At 71.2% G+C, this 15,336-nt stretch carries 6 protein-coding genes, 2 pseudogenes and 3 CRISPR repeat arrays (2 of these 11 cut by a window edge); of the genes and pseudogenes, 3 read left to right on the top strand and 5 right to left on the bottom strand.

What is annotated here, in order from left to right; translation table 11 throughout:
- Positions 1–4,802: a CRISPR direct-repeat array (repeat unit 29 nt; unit sequence GTGCTCCCCGCGCCCGCGGGGATGAGCCC) (it extends 1,829 nt beyond the left edge of the window).
- Between the two features lie 109 nt (positions 4,803–4,911).
- The 3 genes and pseudogenes from istB to NAMU_RS15030 form a co-directional block, all read right to left on the bottom strand.
- Entirely contained in the window at positions 4,912–5,691 is a 780-nt protein-coding gene (gene istB / locus NAMU_RS15040) for an IS21-like element helper ATPase IstB (RefSeq protein WP_015747350.1), read from the bottom strand.
- The gene (gene istA, locus NAMU_RS15035; RefSeq protein ID WP_015748251.1) at positions 5,688–7,292 is read right to left on the bottom strand and encodes an IS21 family transposase; all 1,605 of its coding nucleotides are present in this window, start codon (positions 7,290–7,292) and stop codon (positions 5,688–5,690) included. The genes istB and istA (NAMU_RS15035) overlap by 4 nt, the downstream gene beginning before the upstream one ends.
- Before the next feature lie 194 nt (positions 7,293–7,486).
- A CRISPR array of direct repeats spans positions 7,487–8,553; the repeat unit is 29 nt; unit sequence GTGCTCCCCGCGCCCGCGGGGATGAGCCC.
- A gap of 71 nt (positions 8,554–8,624) precedes the next feature.
- Positions 8,625–9,068 (bottom strand): annotated as a pseudogene (locus NAMU_RS15030) (ATP-binding protein); the annotation flags it as partial.
- Between the two features lie 120 nt (positions 9,069–9,188).
- Between NAMU_RS15030 and NAMU_RS15025 the strand changes: the two are divergent.
- Genes NAMU_RS15025 through NAMU_RS15015 form a run of 3 tightly spaced genes read left to right on the top strand, consistent with a single transcriptional unit; the run spans position 9,189 to position 12,971 of the window.
- Positions 9,189–10,370 carry a tyrosine-type recombinase/integrase gene (locus NAMU_RS15025; RefSeq protein WP_015746535.1) on the top strand — a complete coding sequence of 394 codons (1,182 nt, stop codon included), beginning with the start codon at positions 9,189–9,191 and terminating at the stop codon, positions 10,368–10,370.
- Positions 10,360–12,519, top strand: a complete 2,160-nt coding sequence (locus tag NAMU_RS15020) for a tyrosine-type recombinase/integrase (RefSeq protein ID WP_015746536.1) — start codon at positions 10,360–10,362, stop codon at positions 12,517–12,519. Before NAMU_RS15025 ends, NAMU_RS15020 begins: the two co-directional genes overlap by 11 nt.
- The gene (locus tag NAMU_RS15015) at positions 12,516–12,971 is read left to right on the top strand and encodes a DUF6262 family protein (RefSeq protein WP_015746537.1); all 456 of its coding nucleotides are present in this window, start codon (positions 12,516–12,518) and stop codon (positions 12,969–12,971) included. The genes NAMU_RS15020 and NAMU_RS15015 overlap by 4 nt, the downstream gene beginning before the upstream one ends.
- A gap of 45 nt (positions 12,972–13,016) precedes the next feature.
- Here the strand turns inward: NAMU_RS15015 and NAMU_RS15010 are convergent.
- Together NAMU_RS15010 and istA (NAMU_RS15005) are read right to left on the bottom strand one after the other, a co-directional pair.
- A pseudogene (locus tag NAMU_RS15010) lies at positions 13,017–13,379 on the bottom strand (ATP-binding protein); the annotation flags it as partial.
- Complete coding sequence (istA, locus tag NAMU_RS15005; protein WP_015748250.1) at positions 13,379–14,644, bottom strand: IS21 family transposase; 1,266 nt, start codon at positions 14,642–14,644, stop codon at positions 13,379–13,381. The pseudogene NAMU_RS15010 and the gene istA (NAMU_RS15005), both read right to left, overlap by 1 nt.
- A gap of 96 nt (positions 14,645–14,740) precedes the next feature.
- A CRISPR array of direct repeats spans positions 14,741–15,336; the repeat unit is 29 nt; unit sequence GTGCTCCCCGCGCCCGCGGGGATGAGCCC (it continues 411 nt past the right edge of the window).

Genomic DNA, 15,336 nt, shown 5'->3' with positions numbered 1-15,336 from the left:
GCGTGCTCCCCGCGCCCGCGGGGATGAGCCCGGCACGAAGCTCGTCGACGGCCGGCCGCTGCTGTGCTCCCCGCGCCCGCGGGGATGAGCCCGTCGAGGTCCGCAAGGACCGCCGCGGCGAAGGGTGCTCCCCGCGCCCGCGGGGATGAGCCGCCCGCCGCCGCGCCGAGTGAACCGGCGCAGCCTGCGCCACCGTGCTCCCCGCGCCCGCGGGGATGAGCCACGGTCACGTCATCCGCCCCTGCTGCCGTTCCTGTGCTCCCCGCGCCCGCGGGGATGAGCCCGCCCGGGACAGGGCGGTCGGCAGATCCTGCTTGTGCTCCCCGCGCCCGCGGGGATGAGCCGGTCCTCGCGGCGTCGAAGCTGCTGCCGCCGGAGTGCTCCCCGCGCCCGCGGGGATGAGCCCTCCGGCGACCTCCTGCCGGACCTGGCCGCCGAGTGCTCCCCGCGCCCGCGGGGATGAGCCCCGAGCCTTGCAGTCGATCCCGACCCAGCCCACGTGCTCCCCGCGCCCGCGGGGATGAGCCCCCGGGTCCGCGGCCGCGACGGGCTCACCCCTGGTGCTCCCCGCGCCCGCGGGGATGAGCCCTCGGACAGGCAGACCAGTCTGGTGACGCGGCTGTGCTCCCCGCGCCCGCGGGGATGAGCCCTTTAGCGATGCCGTGGCCGACGTCCCACCCTCGTGCTCCCCGCGCCCGCGGGGATGAGCCCCTCGCCCGCGACGTCGGCCACCTGCTGCTGCCGTGCTCCCCGCGCCCGCGGGGATGAGCCCCGGGACATCAGCGTCAGGCCGGTCACCACCGGGTGCTCCCCGCGCCCGCGGGGATGAGCCTCTGGCCGGCCATGAATTGGCTGGTGAGAGATGGTGCTCCCCGCGCCCGCGGGGATGAGCCCCCGGACGGCTCGCTCAGTGCCGGGTTCGCCCTGTGCTCCCCGCGCCCGCGGGGATGAGCCCGCGATGGACCGGGCCTCCGGCCGGCAGGTCAGGTGCTCCCCGCGCCCGCGGGGATGAGCCCGGATCACCGGGTCGGCATCGGGCAGCGAGCCGGTGCTCCCCGCGCCCGCGGGGATGAGCCCCACCTACGACGACGAAACCAGGGCGCACATGGGTGCTCCCCGCGCCCGCGGGGATGAGCCCGACGCCTCGTTCGACATCCTGGCGTACGTCGCGTGCTCCCCGCGCCCGCGGGGATGAGCCCCGGGACATCAGCGTCAGGCCGGTCACCGCCGGGTGCTCCCCGCGCCCGCGGGGATGAGCCCCCTTCGCGCTGGTCGCGATGTTGTCCAATGCGGTGCTCCCCGCGCCCGCGGGGATGAGCCCCCGACCTCGCCGACGATCACCCTCACCGCGACGTGCTCCCCGCGCCCGCGGGGATGAGCCCGGCCGGCCGGCACGCGGCTTGTACACCAGCGGGTGCTCCCCGCGCCCGCGGGGATGAGCCCTGCCTGCCGGACCGGCCGACGACGAACCGCTTGTGCTCCCCGCGCCCGCGGGGATGAGCCCCGCGAAAGGTGAACCGTCGGACGGTTGGGCGAGTGCTCCCCGCGCCCGCGGGGATGAGCCCTCTCCGCCGCCCCGGTCAGCCTCTCCGGGACTGTGCTCCCCGCGCCCGCGGGGATGAGCCGCCCGCGAGTCGGCCGGACAGGAGTGGCTGACCGTGCTCCCCGCGCCCGCGGGGATGAGCCCCTGTCGCACTTCGTCTCCTGCGATGAGCAGGCGTGCTCCCCGCGCCCGCGGGGATGAGCCAGGACGCCGAAGATGATGCCGCACAGGATGATGTGCTCCCCGCGCCCGCGGGGATGAGCCCCCCACTGGCGCGGACATTCTCACGGTCACCTTGTGCTCCCCGCGCCCGCGGGGATGAGCCCCTCGCGCAGGCGAGCCAGGTTCCGGCCAGTAGGTGCTCCCCGCGCCCGCGGGGATGAGCCCCGGAACTCGTGGATGGTCGGCCGGGTGCGGGAGTGCTCCCCGCGCCCGCGGGGATGAGCCCGAGGGCGACCGGATCGGACTCGTTGACGGCGAGTGCTCCCCGCGCCCGCGGGGATGAGCCCCTGTTCTCCACCGTGGCGTCGACTTCCTGCTTGTGCTCCCCGCGCCCGCGGGGATGAGCCCAACGCAACCTGATACGAGACTCCGTCGACACCGTGCTCCCCGCGCCCGCGGGGATGAGCCGTCGATGATCCGCTGCTCTCGGACGTCCAGGTCGTGCTCCCCGCGCCCGCGGGGATGAGCCCCGGTGGGCAGTGGGGTTTCGGCGTCACCGTCTGTGCTCCCCGCGCCCGCGGGGATGAGCCCGGGTCGAACCGGGGCGGGTTCGGGCCGAGGGTGTGCTCCCCGCGCCCGCGGGGATGAGCCCGGCGCGGTGAAAGTGCCCGAGCTGGACGACTGGTGCTCCCCGCGCCCGCGGGGATGAGCCCCGCATGCTGACGTTGGCGTAGACCTGCGGCGTGTGCTCCCCGCGCCCGCGGGGATGAGCCCAGCGGCGACCGGCCGAACGGGTTGAAGGAGTAGTGCTCCCCGCGCCCGCGGGGATGAGCCCCGCGTCCCCGTCGCTCAAGGTGGCCCGGAAGGGTGCTCCCCGCGCCCGCGGGGATGAGCCCACCAGGTCGGCGGCGGCCCGGGCGATGTCGGCGTGCTCCCCGCGCCCGCGGGGATGAGCCTGAGGGGGATCAACGCGTCGAAAGCGTCATTCAGTGCTCCCCGCGCCCGCGGGGATGAGCCCGACCTGCAGCGCTTGCGCTTTGCTGCTCGGCGGTGCTCCCCGCGCCCGCGGGGATGAGCCCAGTTGGCGAAGTTGCGCCAAAGCGCAAGATAGGTGCTCCCCGCGCCCGCGGGGATGAGCCCCTGGACATCGATCCGTGGTCGGACCTGTACGAGTGCTCCCCGCGCCCGCGGGGATGAGCCCCGGTGACCTCGACACGGATCGTCTCGCCCTCCGTGCTCCCCGCGCCCGCGGGGATGAGCCCGCCAGCGCGGTCTTGTGGAACGCCAGCGACACGTGCTCCCCGCGCCCGCGGGGATGAGCCTCCCTGCTGGCTCGCGCGCGATGCTTACGAAAGGTGCTCCCCGCGCCCGCGGGGATGAGCCCCCGGCGAGGCGAGATGCACCCACCGGTGGGGAGTGCTCCCCGCGCCCGCGGGGATGAGCCCGGCGCCCCGATCAGGTAGTCGTCCCCGGTGTCGTGCTCCCCGCGCCCGCGGGGATGAGCCCCGCGCCCTGCCACGTCCAGCACTCGTCCGGGAGTGCTCCCCGCGCCCGCGGGGATGAGCCCTCCGCGCCCGTCACCTGACCCAGGCTGAGTTCGTGCTCCCCGCGCCCGCGGGGATGAGCCCGCCACGATGACGGCGTTCATCGTGACCACCCAGTGCTCCCCGCGCCCGCGGGGATGAGCCAGCTCGATCGATTTCGGATCCATGGCGACAACAGTGCTCCCCGCGCCCGCGGGGATGAGCCCGCTTCTGGCGGTGATGGAACTCGTACTCGGGCGTGCTCCCCGCGCCCGCGGGGATGAGCCCTGGACGACCGGGGCCGTCGCATCGTGTGCCTGGGTGCTCCCCGCGCCCGCGGGGATGAGCCGGCGACGAAGCAGGCCGTGAAGCGGGCACGGCGGTGCTCCCGGCGCCCGCGGGGATGAGCCCGGCGGCTACCTGGCTCACCTGCGGCAGGGCCAGTGCTCCCCGCGCCCGCGGGGATGAGCCCCGTTCGCACTGCTCGGCCGTCCAGGTGGACGAGTGCTCCCCGCGCCCGCGGGGATGAGCCCAGCTCAAGGCCCTCGGCAACGGTGTCGTCCCTGTGCTCCCCGCGCCCGCGGGGATGAGCCCCACCCAGGCGCCAGTGCGGCCAGGCAGTTTCGGTGCTCCCCGCGCCCGCGGGGATGAGCCCGATCTCTCAGGTGTCGGAAAGTACGACACCTGGTGCTCCCCGCGCCCGCGGGGATGAGCCCCCCGAGCGCAACGCCGTCGTCCAGACCGCCGCGTGCTCCCCGCGCCCGCGGGGATGAGCCCCAGATCATCGGGTTCGAGGCGGACGCGATGGAGTGCTCCCCGCGCCCGCGGGGATGAGCCCCAGATCATCGGGTTCGAGGCGGACGCGATGGAGTGCTCCCCGCGCCCGCGGGGATGAGCCCAGGCCACCAAGGACCTGACCATGGCCATCGGCGTGCTCCCCGCGCCCGCGGGGATGAGCCCGACTCGGCGCGGTGAGCATCACCGGTGACCATGTGCTCCCCGCGCCCGCGGGGATGAGCCCGCGCCACACGCACGCGCCCGCTCCTGGAGGGTCAGGTGCTCCCCGCGCCCGCGGGGATGAGCCTCACAAGGTTCGTCGCCGAAGCAGCCTGGCCATGTGCTCCCCGCGCCCGCGGGGATGAGCCACCACCCGCCGCGCCCGTGTCCTCGCCACGTTCGTGCTCCCCGCGCCCGCGGGGATGAGCCCCGACCTGGACATGTCCACGTCGAACGCCTGCGGTGCTCCCCGCGCCCGCGGGGATGAGCCCGTCCGCACCACGTACGAAGCGCAAGGCGTGCAGTGCTCCCCGCGCCCGCGGGGATGAGCCCGCGCCATGGTCACTGTCGCTGATCGAGTTGAAGTGCTCCCCGCGCCCGCGGGGATGAGCCGGCCGCGTTTTCAGGGCCGGTGAGGGTCACGACGTGCTCCCCGCGCCCGCGGGGATGAGCCCTTGGCTGATCTGTTGGCCGCGATCATGGGTCAGTGCTCCCCGCGCCCGCGGGGATGAGCCCAACATTGAGCTTGGGCTGGAGTCCCTCTATGCGTGCTCCCCCGCGCCCGCGGGGATGAGCCCCAACGGGACTGATTCCGCTGGCGCAGGTTGAGGTGTGGCTATGTCAACTTGAGCTGGCCCCGGGGTGACGGTTTGATCTGGCCCCGTTCGGATTGGTTGCTCGGCCGTGCTACTTGCTCTTTGCGGCTCGGGCGTGGGCGAGCCGGTAGCTGGTGGTCCCGGTTTCGATGATTTGACCGGCGAAGGTGAGTCGGTCGACGATGGCGGCGCAGAGCCGGGGGTCGGTGAAGGTCTTCGTCCAACCTGAGAATGCTTCGTTGGAGGCGATGGCGATGGCGGACTTCTCTTCTCGTTCGGTGAGGACCTGGAACAGCAGTTCGGCGCCGCGGCGGTCGAGTTCCATGTAGCCAAGTTCGTCGATGCAGAGGAGGTCGACTCGGCCGTAGCGGGCGATCGTCTTCGACAGTTGTTTCTCGTCGGCAGCTTCGACGAGTTCGTTCACGAGCTTGGACGCCAGGGTGTAGCGGACCCGGTAGCCCTTCTCGGCGGCGGCGGTGCCGAGCGCGATCAGCAGGTGGGTTTTGCCGGTGCCGGAGTCGCCGATCAGGCACAGCGGTTGACCGGTCTTGACCCATGCGCAGGTCGCGAGCTGGTTGATGACCGCCGGCGTGATGGAGGTGTTGGCGGCGAAGTCGAACTCCTCGATCCGTTTCGGGCGAGGGAATCCGGCCGCGGTGATCTGCCGGATGGATCGTCGTTTGTCCCGGTCATCGCACTCGGCCATGACCAGTTCGGCGAGGAATCCGAGGTAGGTCAGTTGTTCTCGTTCCGCCGCGGATGCGATCTCGCCGAACCGGGACCGGATCGTCGGCAATCGCAGCAGCCGGCAGGCGGAATCGACCGCAGCGACGGCGGCTTCCTCGGTGACGCCCCGTCGGGTCGCGGTCATGACGATTCCCTGGTCAGCAGCTCGTCGTACTGCGACACCGACGGCAACGGGCGCGAGTCGGCGGGCAGCTCCGCCAGGCGCCGCTCGGTCAGGCTGACCACCCGATCCCCGGCCGGTGTGGTGTTCGGTGATGCGATCACTGCGTCTGCGCTGCACTGGTGCGCGGTTTTGCGGGCCTGGACAGCGACGACGTCCGGGCTGACCGAGCCCACCGTGAGAGCGGCGGTGATCCCCGCGATCACATCGGAGGCGGCCAGGTGCCGGTGCAGCAGCAGCACCTCGATCAACGCTCGGGTGCCGCCGGAGTCACCATGAGCCTTGCGGGCGGCGGCCCAGAACGCCTCATGCGCCGCGGTGAACATTCCGGACGCGCGGGCCTGCACCAACGCGGTCGCGTTGGGCAGTGCGCCGGGTTTGCGTTGCAGCACCTCGAGGTAGTGGTCCAGGACCAGGGACTGGCCGCCCTTGAGCATGACCCGTTCATGGGTGGCGATGACGGTGCGACCGTCGAACGCGGTCACCGATGAAGCGCCGAGCTGCACCCGGACCCGGCGGCCGATGAACCGGGCCGGCACCGAGTAGTGCCGTTGCCGGACGGTCACCCGGGCATACCGGTCAACCCTGGGGGTCAGAGTCAGCCAGGTCGGGAACACCTCGGACGGCAACGGCCGCAGCGTGTCCCGTTCGAACGCCCAGTCCTGGGCGACGGTGTTGGTGCGGCTCGCGATCCGCCGGTAGTTATCCTTCGCGTCCGCCGCGACGAGCAGCTCATTGAGCTGCTCGATGGAGTCCACGACCGGCATCGGGACGCAGTGGTTGCGGCGGAACCGGCCGCCCTCGCCTTCGACGCCGCCCTTCTCGTGGGCACCTTCCTGCCCGGGGTGGCAGTAGAACGCATCGAACCCGAAATGGGATCGGAACGCCACCCACCGGCCGGATTCCTCCCGGCCACGACCGAACAGCACCCGGGACACCGCGGCTTTGAGGTTGTCGTAGCGGATCTTGTCGATCGGGGTGCCGCCCAGTTCGGTGAACGCGTGCACATGACCTTCCAGGAACGCCTCCTGGCCCTGGGTGGCGAACGCCCGGTGCACCGCCTTCCCGGAATACGACAGGCGCAGGGTGAACAGGAACGTCTTGGTCTTCACCCCGCGCAGCACGACCCACAGATCGGCAAAGTCGACCTCGGCCTCACCACCCGGCTCATGGGTCTGCGGGACGAAACCCTGCGACAAGGTCCGGCCGGCCGCGGCGGCGATCTCCGGGCGTCGCCGGGCGACGTAATCCCGCACCGTCGAGTACGACACATCGGCGGCGCCGTGTTCGTCGAGGAGCCGGTCCAGCACCCGCTTCGCGGTGTGGCGTTGCTTCCTCGGCGCGTCCAGGTCCGCCCGCAGCCAGTCGTCGATCGTGACCTTGAACGGTTCGAGCTTCCGGGAGACCCGCACCGGTGTCTTCCGCGGCGGCGGTAACGCACTGGCCATCGCCTGCCGAACGGTTCTGCGGTGCACGTGATGCCGATCAGCGAGCTCGCGGATCGACAATCCCTCGACCCGGGCGTCGCGCCGGATGACAGCGAACAACTCCACCCTCGACCCCATCCCTGCCCCTTCACCCGAGAACACCGAACAACTCGGATTCACCGTCGGGGTGGGGCCAGATCAAACCGTCACAACGCGCCCGGCGTGTCGAAGGTGGGGCCACTTCAAACCGTCACGCCTCGACCTGCCGACACCGGTGGTGGGGCCAAGTCGAACCGCCAACCCGGGGCCAGATCAGACTGTCAGGGCCAGAGGTGCTCCCCGCGCCCGCGGGGATGAGCCCGCCAGTGGGTAGTCGTTGCTATCGGTGCAGTAGTGCTCCCCGCGCCCGCGGGGATGAGCCCCGGTCGAAGGCGAGAGAGGCGCGTCAGGCGGCAGTGCTCCCCGCGCCCGCGGGGATGAGCCCCGCATCTCGGTGTCGTCGTGGTCGCTGCGACGGAGCTCCCCGCGCCCGCGGGGATGAGCCCCGCGAAAGGTGAACCGTCGGACGGTTGGGCGAGTGCTCCCCGCGCCCGCGGGGATGAGCCCGTAGCCAGCGAGGGCATGCCGTTCCCGCTCCGGTGCTCCCCGCGCCCGCGGGGATGAGCCCCGTGCCCGTGCTCGCTGCCGTGCCGCAACGTCGTGCTCCCCGCGCCCGCGGGGATGAGCCCCGCGCGGACCGGCTCCGATCTGCGGAAACGGGGTGCTCCCCGCGCCCGCGGGGATGAGCCCCCTGCCGAGTACGCCACGGGCACAATCTCGGGGTGCTCCCCGCGCCCGCGGGGATGAGCCCTACGGCTTGACCGCCGCCAGCAAGGGGTGGGGGTGCTCCCCGCGCCCGCGGGGATGAGCCCGGCGCATTGAGGCTAGCGATGGGGGTGTGGTCGTGCTCCCCGCGCCCGCGGGGATGAGCCCGTGCAGGCCGGGCAGATCCGCTCGCTGGGTGAGTGCTCCCCGCGCCCGCGGGGATGAGCCCGGCTCCGACCCGCCGATCCGGTCGAAAGCCGTGTGCTCCCCGCGCCCGCGGGGATGAGCCCCGGCACCGGGTCGAGATGTGGTGGACGACAGCGTGCTCCCCGCGCCCGCGGGGATGAGCCCTCGGCGGTAATGGTGCCGCCGAACTCGCGCATGTGCTCCCCGCGCCCGCGGGGATGAGCCTCGTGGCCGGGATGGCCGTGCCGACGTAGCTACGTGCTCCCCGCGCCCGCGGGGATGAGCCCGCGGCACCCGCGATTGGGGACCTCAACGCGGCGTGCTCCCCGCGCCCGCGGGGATGAGCCCGATCGGACAGCGATATCCGTAGTCGACGCCCTGTGCTCCCCGCGCCCGCGGGGATATGCCCGTGATCGCCTCTGTCAACTCCGGTTGAACTTGGACCCTCCTTGTCCGGTTGAAAACTGACCCACCTGGTGGTCATTGGTCGGTGTTGGCCGCTGGTGGGCGGCCCAGGTCGCGGTCTTTGAGTCGGTAGCTGTCGCCTTTGAGGGCGATGACGTCAGCGTGGTGGACCAGGCGGTCGATCATCGCGGCAGCGACGACGTCGTCGCCGAAGACTTCGCCCCACCGGCCGAAGGGCTTGTTGCTGGTGACGATGAGCGAGGCCCGTTCGTAGCGGTTGGACACGAGTTGGAAGAACAGGTTCGCGGCCTCGGCTTCGAACGGGATGTAGCCGACCTCGTCGATCACGAGCAACGGGTAGCGGCCCAGACGAACGAGTTCTGGTTGCAGCCGGCCGGCGTGGTGGGCCTCGGCCAGGCGAGCGACCCACTCGGCGGCGGTCGCGAACAGGACGCGATGGCCGGCTTGGCAGGCGCGGATCGAGATGCCCGTCGCGAGGTGGGTCTTGCCGGTACCGGGCGTTATCCCCGGTTCCTGACGCGCCCTCATCACTGTCATCACCGAGCCCTGTCCTGACGTCCTGCCATCGTCGTTTCCTCGCAATCAGCGGGTCTTCTTCGACGAGATGGAACGGCAACGATGGCGCAGAGCGTGATGGCCCGACCCGACGGCGGGCCTCGCACGTGGACGGTGATCGATCAGGGATACCGGACGGTCGGACCGGTCGAGGAGTGGCTGGAGGCCCACCGGCATCTTTGGTCGCCGAACACGGTCCGCGGGTACGCGACCGCGCTGAGCCAGTGGTGGACGTTCCTTGAACAGCGGGCCGAGTCCGGGCGGTGGAACGAGATCGGCGTGCCGACGGTGTCGGCGTTCGTGTCCTGGATGCGCAACGGGCGCCGGGTCGAGCGTTCCCTGGTGCCGGAGGACGGGCCGTCGCCGGAGACGATGCAGGCGCGGCTGGCCGCGGTCATCTCCTTCTACACGTGGCACGAAGCCGTGTCCGGCGTTCCGGTGGCCGGCCGGTTGATGCGTGGAGCGCCGCGGCGGGCAGTGGCCCGGGGGCTGCTGTCCCATCTGGATGCCCGCTCGGGGCCCGCTCCGACGTCGCTGGTCCGGGTGCGCCGCAGCCGGCGGCATCGTCCGCCGTTGCTGATGCCCCAGCAGATCCAGGCGATCCTGGATGGCTGCGCCACCTACGATCCAGACACCGGTGAATGGGTCGGAAACCTGCGTGACCGGCTGCTTTTCGCCGTTCTTGCGGAGAGCGGCATGCGGATCGGCGAGGCGTTGGGTTTGCGGATCAGCGACTTCGTGATGGGTCGCGGCGGCACCCCGTTCATCGAGATCGTGCCTCGCGCGGACAACACCAATGGGGCGCGGGTGAAGATGATGCGTCCCCGCCGGGTCTACGTCGGCGCCGATCTCGAGCGGCTGTTCGCCGACTACCTGACCCTCCTGGCCTGCACAGCAGCCGATATGGGCATCGCGGTGGCGGCGGACTCGCCGCTGCTGGTCAACCTGCAACGGCCGCCGCTGCTGGCTGCGCTGCACGAGGGCACCGTCCGCGACAAGACGGCCGCGCTGCGGAAGAAGGGGATCGGCCCGCCCGGGTGGACCCCGCACTGGTTCAGGCATAGCCACGCGACCGCGTTGCTGCTGGCCGGCACGGCGGAGTGGGTGGTGTCCCGTCGGCTGGGGCACGCCCACGTCCAGACCACGCTGGACCTCTACGGCTGGGTCCGCGAGGACGAGGCGCTGCGGGCGGCGGCGAACTGGACGTCGTACGCGTCCAATTGGCGGGTGACCGATGCGCCGTGAACCGGGCGGGGGCCTTCGGCCCGCCGAGGACCTGGATCCCGTTCATCGGCTCTGGCTGGAGCTGCCCGAGCAGTGGCGGGGTCCGGTGATCGGACCCGGCATCGCGAACTGGGACCGGATCACCGAAAACGGCGACAGGCGAATCGATCTGACTGGGCTGCCTGACCCGTTCCCGGCCGAACTCGCGTGGATGGCGCACTGGCAGTCCGTCGACGGGACCCGATCGACGGTGCTGGCGATGAACCAGCTGGCCAACATCCTGCGCCGCGCCATCCGCGAGGGGCACCCGTTCCCCACCTCGATGCTGGCCTTGGACTGGGAGACGGCCTCGGCGTTGCAGGGGTGGTTCTACGCGCACCGCTGGGGGCGGCTCCCACCCAAGGACAGCCGTAGCCGGCTGCGGGTGCTGTTCCGGTTCGCCCGGCAGGCGTTGATCGCCCGCTGCCACGATGGCCCGTGGTGGACGCTCGACGAGTGGCATCCACGTTGTGATCCGCGGATACCGCTGTCGACCCGGGAACCACAGGCCAACTACGGGTGCTCGCCCGGGCAGATCACCCAGCCCTGGCTCCGGGAAGCCGTCAAGTGGTACCTGGGGACCCAACTGGAGTCCGGGGCGCTGCGCTGGACGACCGTGAGCCAGGACCGGATGAATTGCCTGCGCCGGTTCGACGTCTGGCTGACCAGTTGCCTGGACGATCCCATCGAGGTGCTCGGCGATCCAGCGGCGGCCGCCGGGCAGGCGGACAGATATCGACGTTGGGCCATGGAACCGGGCCACCGGAAGACCGGCACGTTCGACCGTCGGACGCCCCCGAAGCCGGCCCACCCGCGCCTGATCAACGACGACATCCGGGCAGTGGCAGATCTGTTCACCTTCATGGTGGCCAACCGAGACCGGGCCCACATCGTCACCGGATACGCCGTCTGGGATCGGGTCACCGACACCCACGTGGCCGGATGGTTCCGCCAGGTCTCCCGCATCCCGCGGACACCCACCCTGAACGACCGGCACTACGTCGACGACCACGCGCTCGCCCAGATTCCGGGTGCGCTGCCGTTGCTGGGCTTGCCCCGGGACCAACAGATGACGATCACCCGGGGCGACGGCACCCAGGTTCTCGCCGCCGGCTTCGACGATCCGCAGGCGATGCGGATGATCCTGCTGCAGATCCTGACCGGGCGTCGGTCCAGCGAGATCCGCACGTGCGAGTTCGATTGCCTGTCACCGGCTCCCGATATCTCGGTGCAGTCCGGGCAGGACCAGGAAGTCGTCCGGTTCCGCTACGCCCAAAGCAAGATCGACACCGCGCCGGACACCATCCTGGTCGACCGCGAGGTCTCCGCGGTCATCGAGGAGCAGCAGCGTTGGGTCCGCGAACACCTGCCGGAGTTCGAACCGCGGCATCTGTTCGTGCAGCGGACCGGGAACCGCAACGGCGACAAGCCCTACCCGCCGGGAACCTACAACTGGATGCTCCGGGAGCTCAGCAACGTCGCGCGGATCACCGACGGCCAGGGCCGGCAACTGCAACTGAGCAACACGCACCGGTTCCGACACACCAAGCTCACTCGGCTCGCCGAACTCGGCCTGCCCATCCACGTCCTGCAGCGGTACGCCGGGCACGCCACACCGACCATGTCGATGCACTACGTGGCGCAGCGCGAGGAACACGCCGAGCAGGCGTTCCTGGCCACCGTCAAGCTGCGGGCCGACGGCAGCCGGGTCCAGTTCTCCCGTGAGGACCACGACGGCCTGCACCTGCTCGACCGGGCCGACCGGTTCCTGCCCAACGGCTGGTGCCTGCTGCCCCCGCTCCAATCCTGCGACAAGGGCAACGCATGTTTGAGCTGCTCGGTCTTCGTCACCGACGCGACCCACGAGCCGACACTACGACGCCAACAGGCCGAGACCGAAGCGTTGATCACACGCACAACCAACGCGTTTCGGGAGAAGCACGGTCGCGCCATGCCCGAGGACAATGTTTGGCTCGCGCAGCGTCGAGCCGAGCAAGCGGCGCTCACCCGGCTGTTGGACACGATGGCCGACCACCCCGAACGGGCGGTGCAAGGAGGCGGATGCGGCGCACCTCCGACAGGCCCGGTGCCCCTGGCACTCACCGGACCCAGGCGCAGGACCCGGCCATGACCGACGCGAACGCGAAACGCGCCGCGACGCTGACCGCCGCAGCCAAAGCGAAATCAGCCGCGAAGACCCAGGCCGCCGAGCAAGGCATCCGCGCGCTGGTCAAACGGGGCGAGTCCGTCACCTTCCAGGCCGTTCAACGGGAAGCCGGCGTCTCGCACGCCTTCCTCTACGGCAGCCCGGACCTCCGCGCGCGGATCGAGCACCTACGTTCCCGCGGCCGCCCGGGACCGACGCCAGCCAACCCACCGGACTCGGAAAGCACGCTCGTCCTGAGCCTGACCGCCCAGATCACCCAGCTCAAGAAGCGGCACCGGCAAGAGATCCAGACCCTCAAAGACGCGCTCGCGCAAGCCCACGGGGAGAACCTTGAACTTCGCCGCGAACTCGCCCGCAAGGGCAGCTGCGCCCGGCACCACACCGCTCACGTTGCATCGATCGCAGAAACGTCATGACCAGCGCAAATGTCGCTCGCAGGAGCCCAAACCGTCGATAACGGTCGGTCCGAGGAACACGATGTTCTGTTTGCCGGTGACGAAGTCCAGGGTGCCCAGGTGCGCGATCTGGTCGCGTTTCAGGCCGCGGGCGTGGTCGTAGTCGAAGTCCTCCAGCGACTTGCGGGCCGGGAACCGGGCGGCCCGGATCCGGCCCTCGCCGCCGTGTGATTCCCGCGCGGAGACCTCGCGTTGCAGGCAAGCGACCAGGAACTCCTCGTGAGTCCAGGACTCGGCGCGGGCCCGTTCGGCCAGCCGCGGCACGACACCAGCCAGGGTCGGCGCCTTCAACGCGCGGGCCAAGAACGCGACCTCCGAAGCGACGTCCCGACCACCCGCCGGCCCGGACGCCGCGGCGCGGGTGGCCATCAGGCGACCTCACCGTCGGCCACGTCGACGCTGGGATGATCGTCGAGGTCGTCCTGCAGGCCGAAGATGCGGTCGTAATCGGCGAGTTCGCGGACCGCGACGTCGGTCTCTACCGGCCGTCGCACCCGTTCGCGGTGGGCGGCGCGTAACGCCGCCGCGGCCTGGGCATGGTCGGCATCGGTGATGGTCTGCCGCCGCGCCCAGCACCGTTCGTGCGCGGCCACGACCGTGCCGGCGCAGGTCACCACGACCTGATCCAGATCGGCCAGCACCTGCACCCGTCGACCGACCACACCGGGATGCACCGAATAGTCGTTGGAATCGACGCGGACGTAATGATCACGAGGCAGCAGCGGCGACGCGGTCCAGCCCACCACCGGCGCAACCGGTGGCATCGCCATCATCGCGGCCAGGTCCGCCGCCCACCGGTCGATGGGCCGGCACCCGAGCCGGCGGTGTTGCCGCTGGTTCGCCCGGACCAGCCACGCAGCCAGCTGGGCGTTGAAGTCAGCCGGGGAGGTGAACGTGCGGCCGGGCAGGAATGAGGTCTCCAGATAGCCGTTCGCCCGCTCGACCAGGCCCTTGGACTCAGGGTCGCGCGGCGCGCAGAGCACGACCTTGATACCCAACGTTCCACGGAAGGCGTTCATCGGTTCGGTCAGTTCCGGTCGGCCGCCGCGCCACCGGCCGACCGCGGCCTCGTTGTCCCAGACCAGGGCTCTGGGCAAGCGACCCCACCCCAACAGCAGCTCCCAATGCCCAGCCAGTAGATCCGCAGACTGCCGCGACGGCAGCATCCTGGCCGTGATGACCCGTGAGAACCCCGACACCATCACTAGCACCGGTGGACGGGCGACCTGATCGAACCCCACCGGCACGTCCACCGGCGGAAACCACAGATCGCACTGCGCCAACTGCCCCGGCCCATACTCCGTCCGCGACGCCGGATCCGGCGGCACGAACAACGGCCGCAACACCGCGACCCGCTCGAAGAACACCGTGCGGCCCCGCGACCACCCAACCCGCTCCATGATCACCGACGTCGGCATCGACGGAAACTCCGCCAACAACGCCCGGATGGCCGGCTCGAACGCATCAACGGCCGACCCGACCGTCGCCCGCTCATACCTCGGCGGACCCTGCGCGGCCAACGCCCGCTTCACAGTGTTCTTCGAACACCCCAGACGCCGAGCGATCGCCCGGATCGGCATCCCCTCCGCCCGATGCAACCGACGGATCTCCGCCCAGTCATCCACAATCAGCACCCCACGATCGTTGCGAGGTGGGTCAGTTTTCAACCGGACCAGCTGGGTCAGGATTCACCCGGAACCGACAGCCTCCACGAAGACGGACGGCAGTTAGTGCTCCCCGCGCCCGCGGGGATGAGCCCATCGCCGGCAAGCACGCCGCGACGAACAGCGCGTGCTCCCCGCGCCCGCGGGGATGAGCCCGATCATGTGCACCTGGTCGTGCAACTCGTCCGGTGCTCCCCGCGCCCGCGGGGATGAGCCCGGCGAGCAGAGCGGTGACCTGATCGGCCAAGAGTGCTCCCCGCGCCCGCGGGGATGAGCCCGTGATCGTCAAGCCCGGCGTCTACCTGACCGCGTGCTCCCCGCGCCCGCGGGGATGAGCCCGAGTCCGGGCTCATGGGCCAGGACAGCGAGAAGTGCTCCCCGCGCCCGCGGGGATGAGCCGCGTCCGCGGATCGACCCGTTACGCACCGATCAGGTGCTCCCCGCGCCCGCGGGGATGGGCCCCGCATCGGCAACTGCCGTGACTTGGCGACCTGGTGCTCCCCGCGCCCGCGGGGATGAGCCCCGCCCGCGCCCAACTCGGCCAGAGCCTCGACCGTGCTCCCCGCGCCCGCGGGGATGAGCCCCGCCCGCGCCCAACTCGGCCAGAGCCTCGACCGTGCTCCCCGCGCCCGCGGGGATGAGCCCGAGCCGAAGCCACGCGA

It is taken from the genome of Nakamurella multipartita DSM 44233 (genome assembly GCF_000024365.1).
Lineage (GTDB): Bacteria > Actinomycetota > Actinomycetes > Mycobacteriales > Nakamurellaceae > Nakamurella > Nakamurella multipartita.
This window is presented reverse-complemented; position numbering and strand designations above follow the sequence as displayed.

Coding starts and splice junctions, on each gene's coding strand:
- istB (WP_015747350.1), bottom strand. CDS start 5,691: ATGACCGCGACCCGACGGGGCGTCACCGAGGAAGCCGCCGTCGCTGCG.
- NAMU_RS15020 (WP_015746536.1), top strand. CDS start 10,360: ATGCGCCGTGAACCGGGCGGGGGCCTTCGGCCCGCCGAGGACCTGGAT.
- NAMU_RS15015 (WP_015746537.1), top strand. CDS start 12,516: ATGACCGACGCGAACGCGAAACGCGCCGCGACGCTGACCGCCGCAGCC.
- istA (WP_015748251.1), bottom strand. CDS start 7,292: ATGGGGTCGAGGGTGGAGTTGTTCGCTGTCATCCGGCGCGACGCCCGG.
- NAMU_RS15025 (WP_015746535.1), top strand. CDS start 9,189: ATGGCGCAGAGCGTGATGGCCCGACCCGACGGCGGGCCTCGCACGTGG.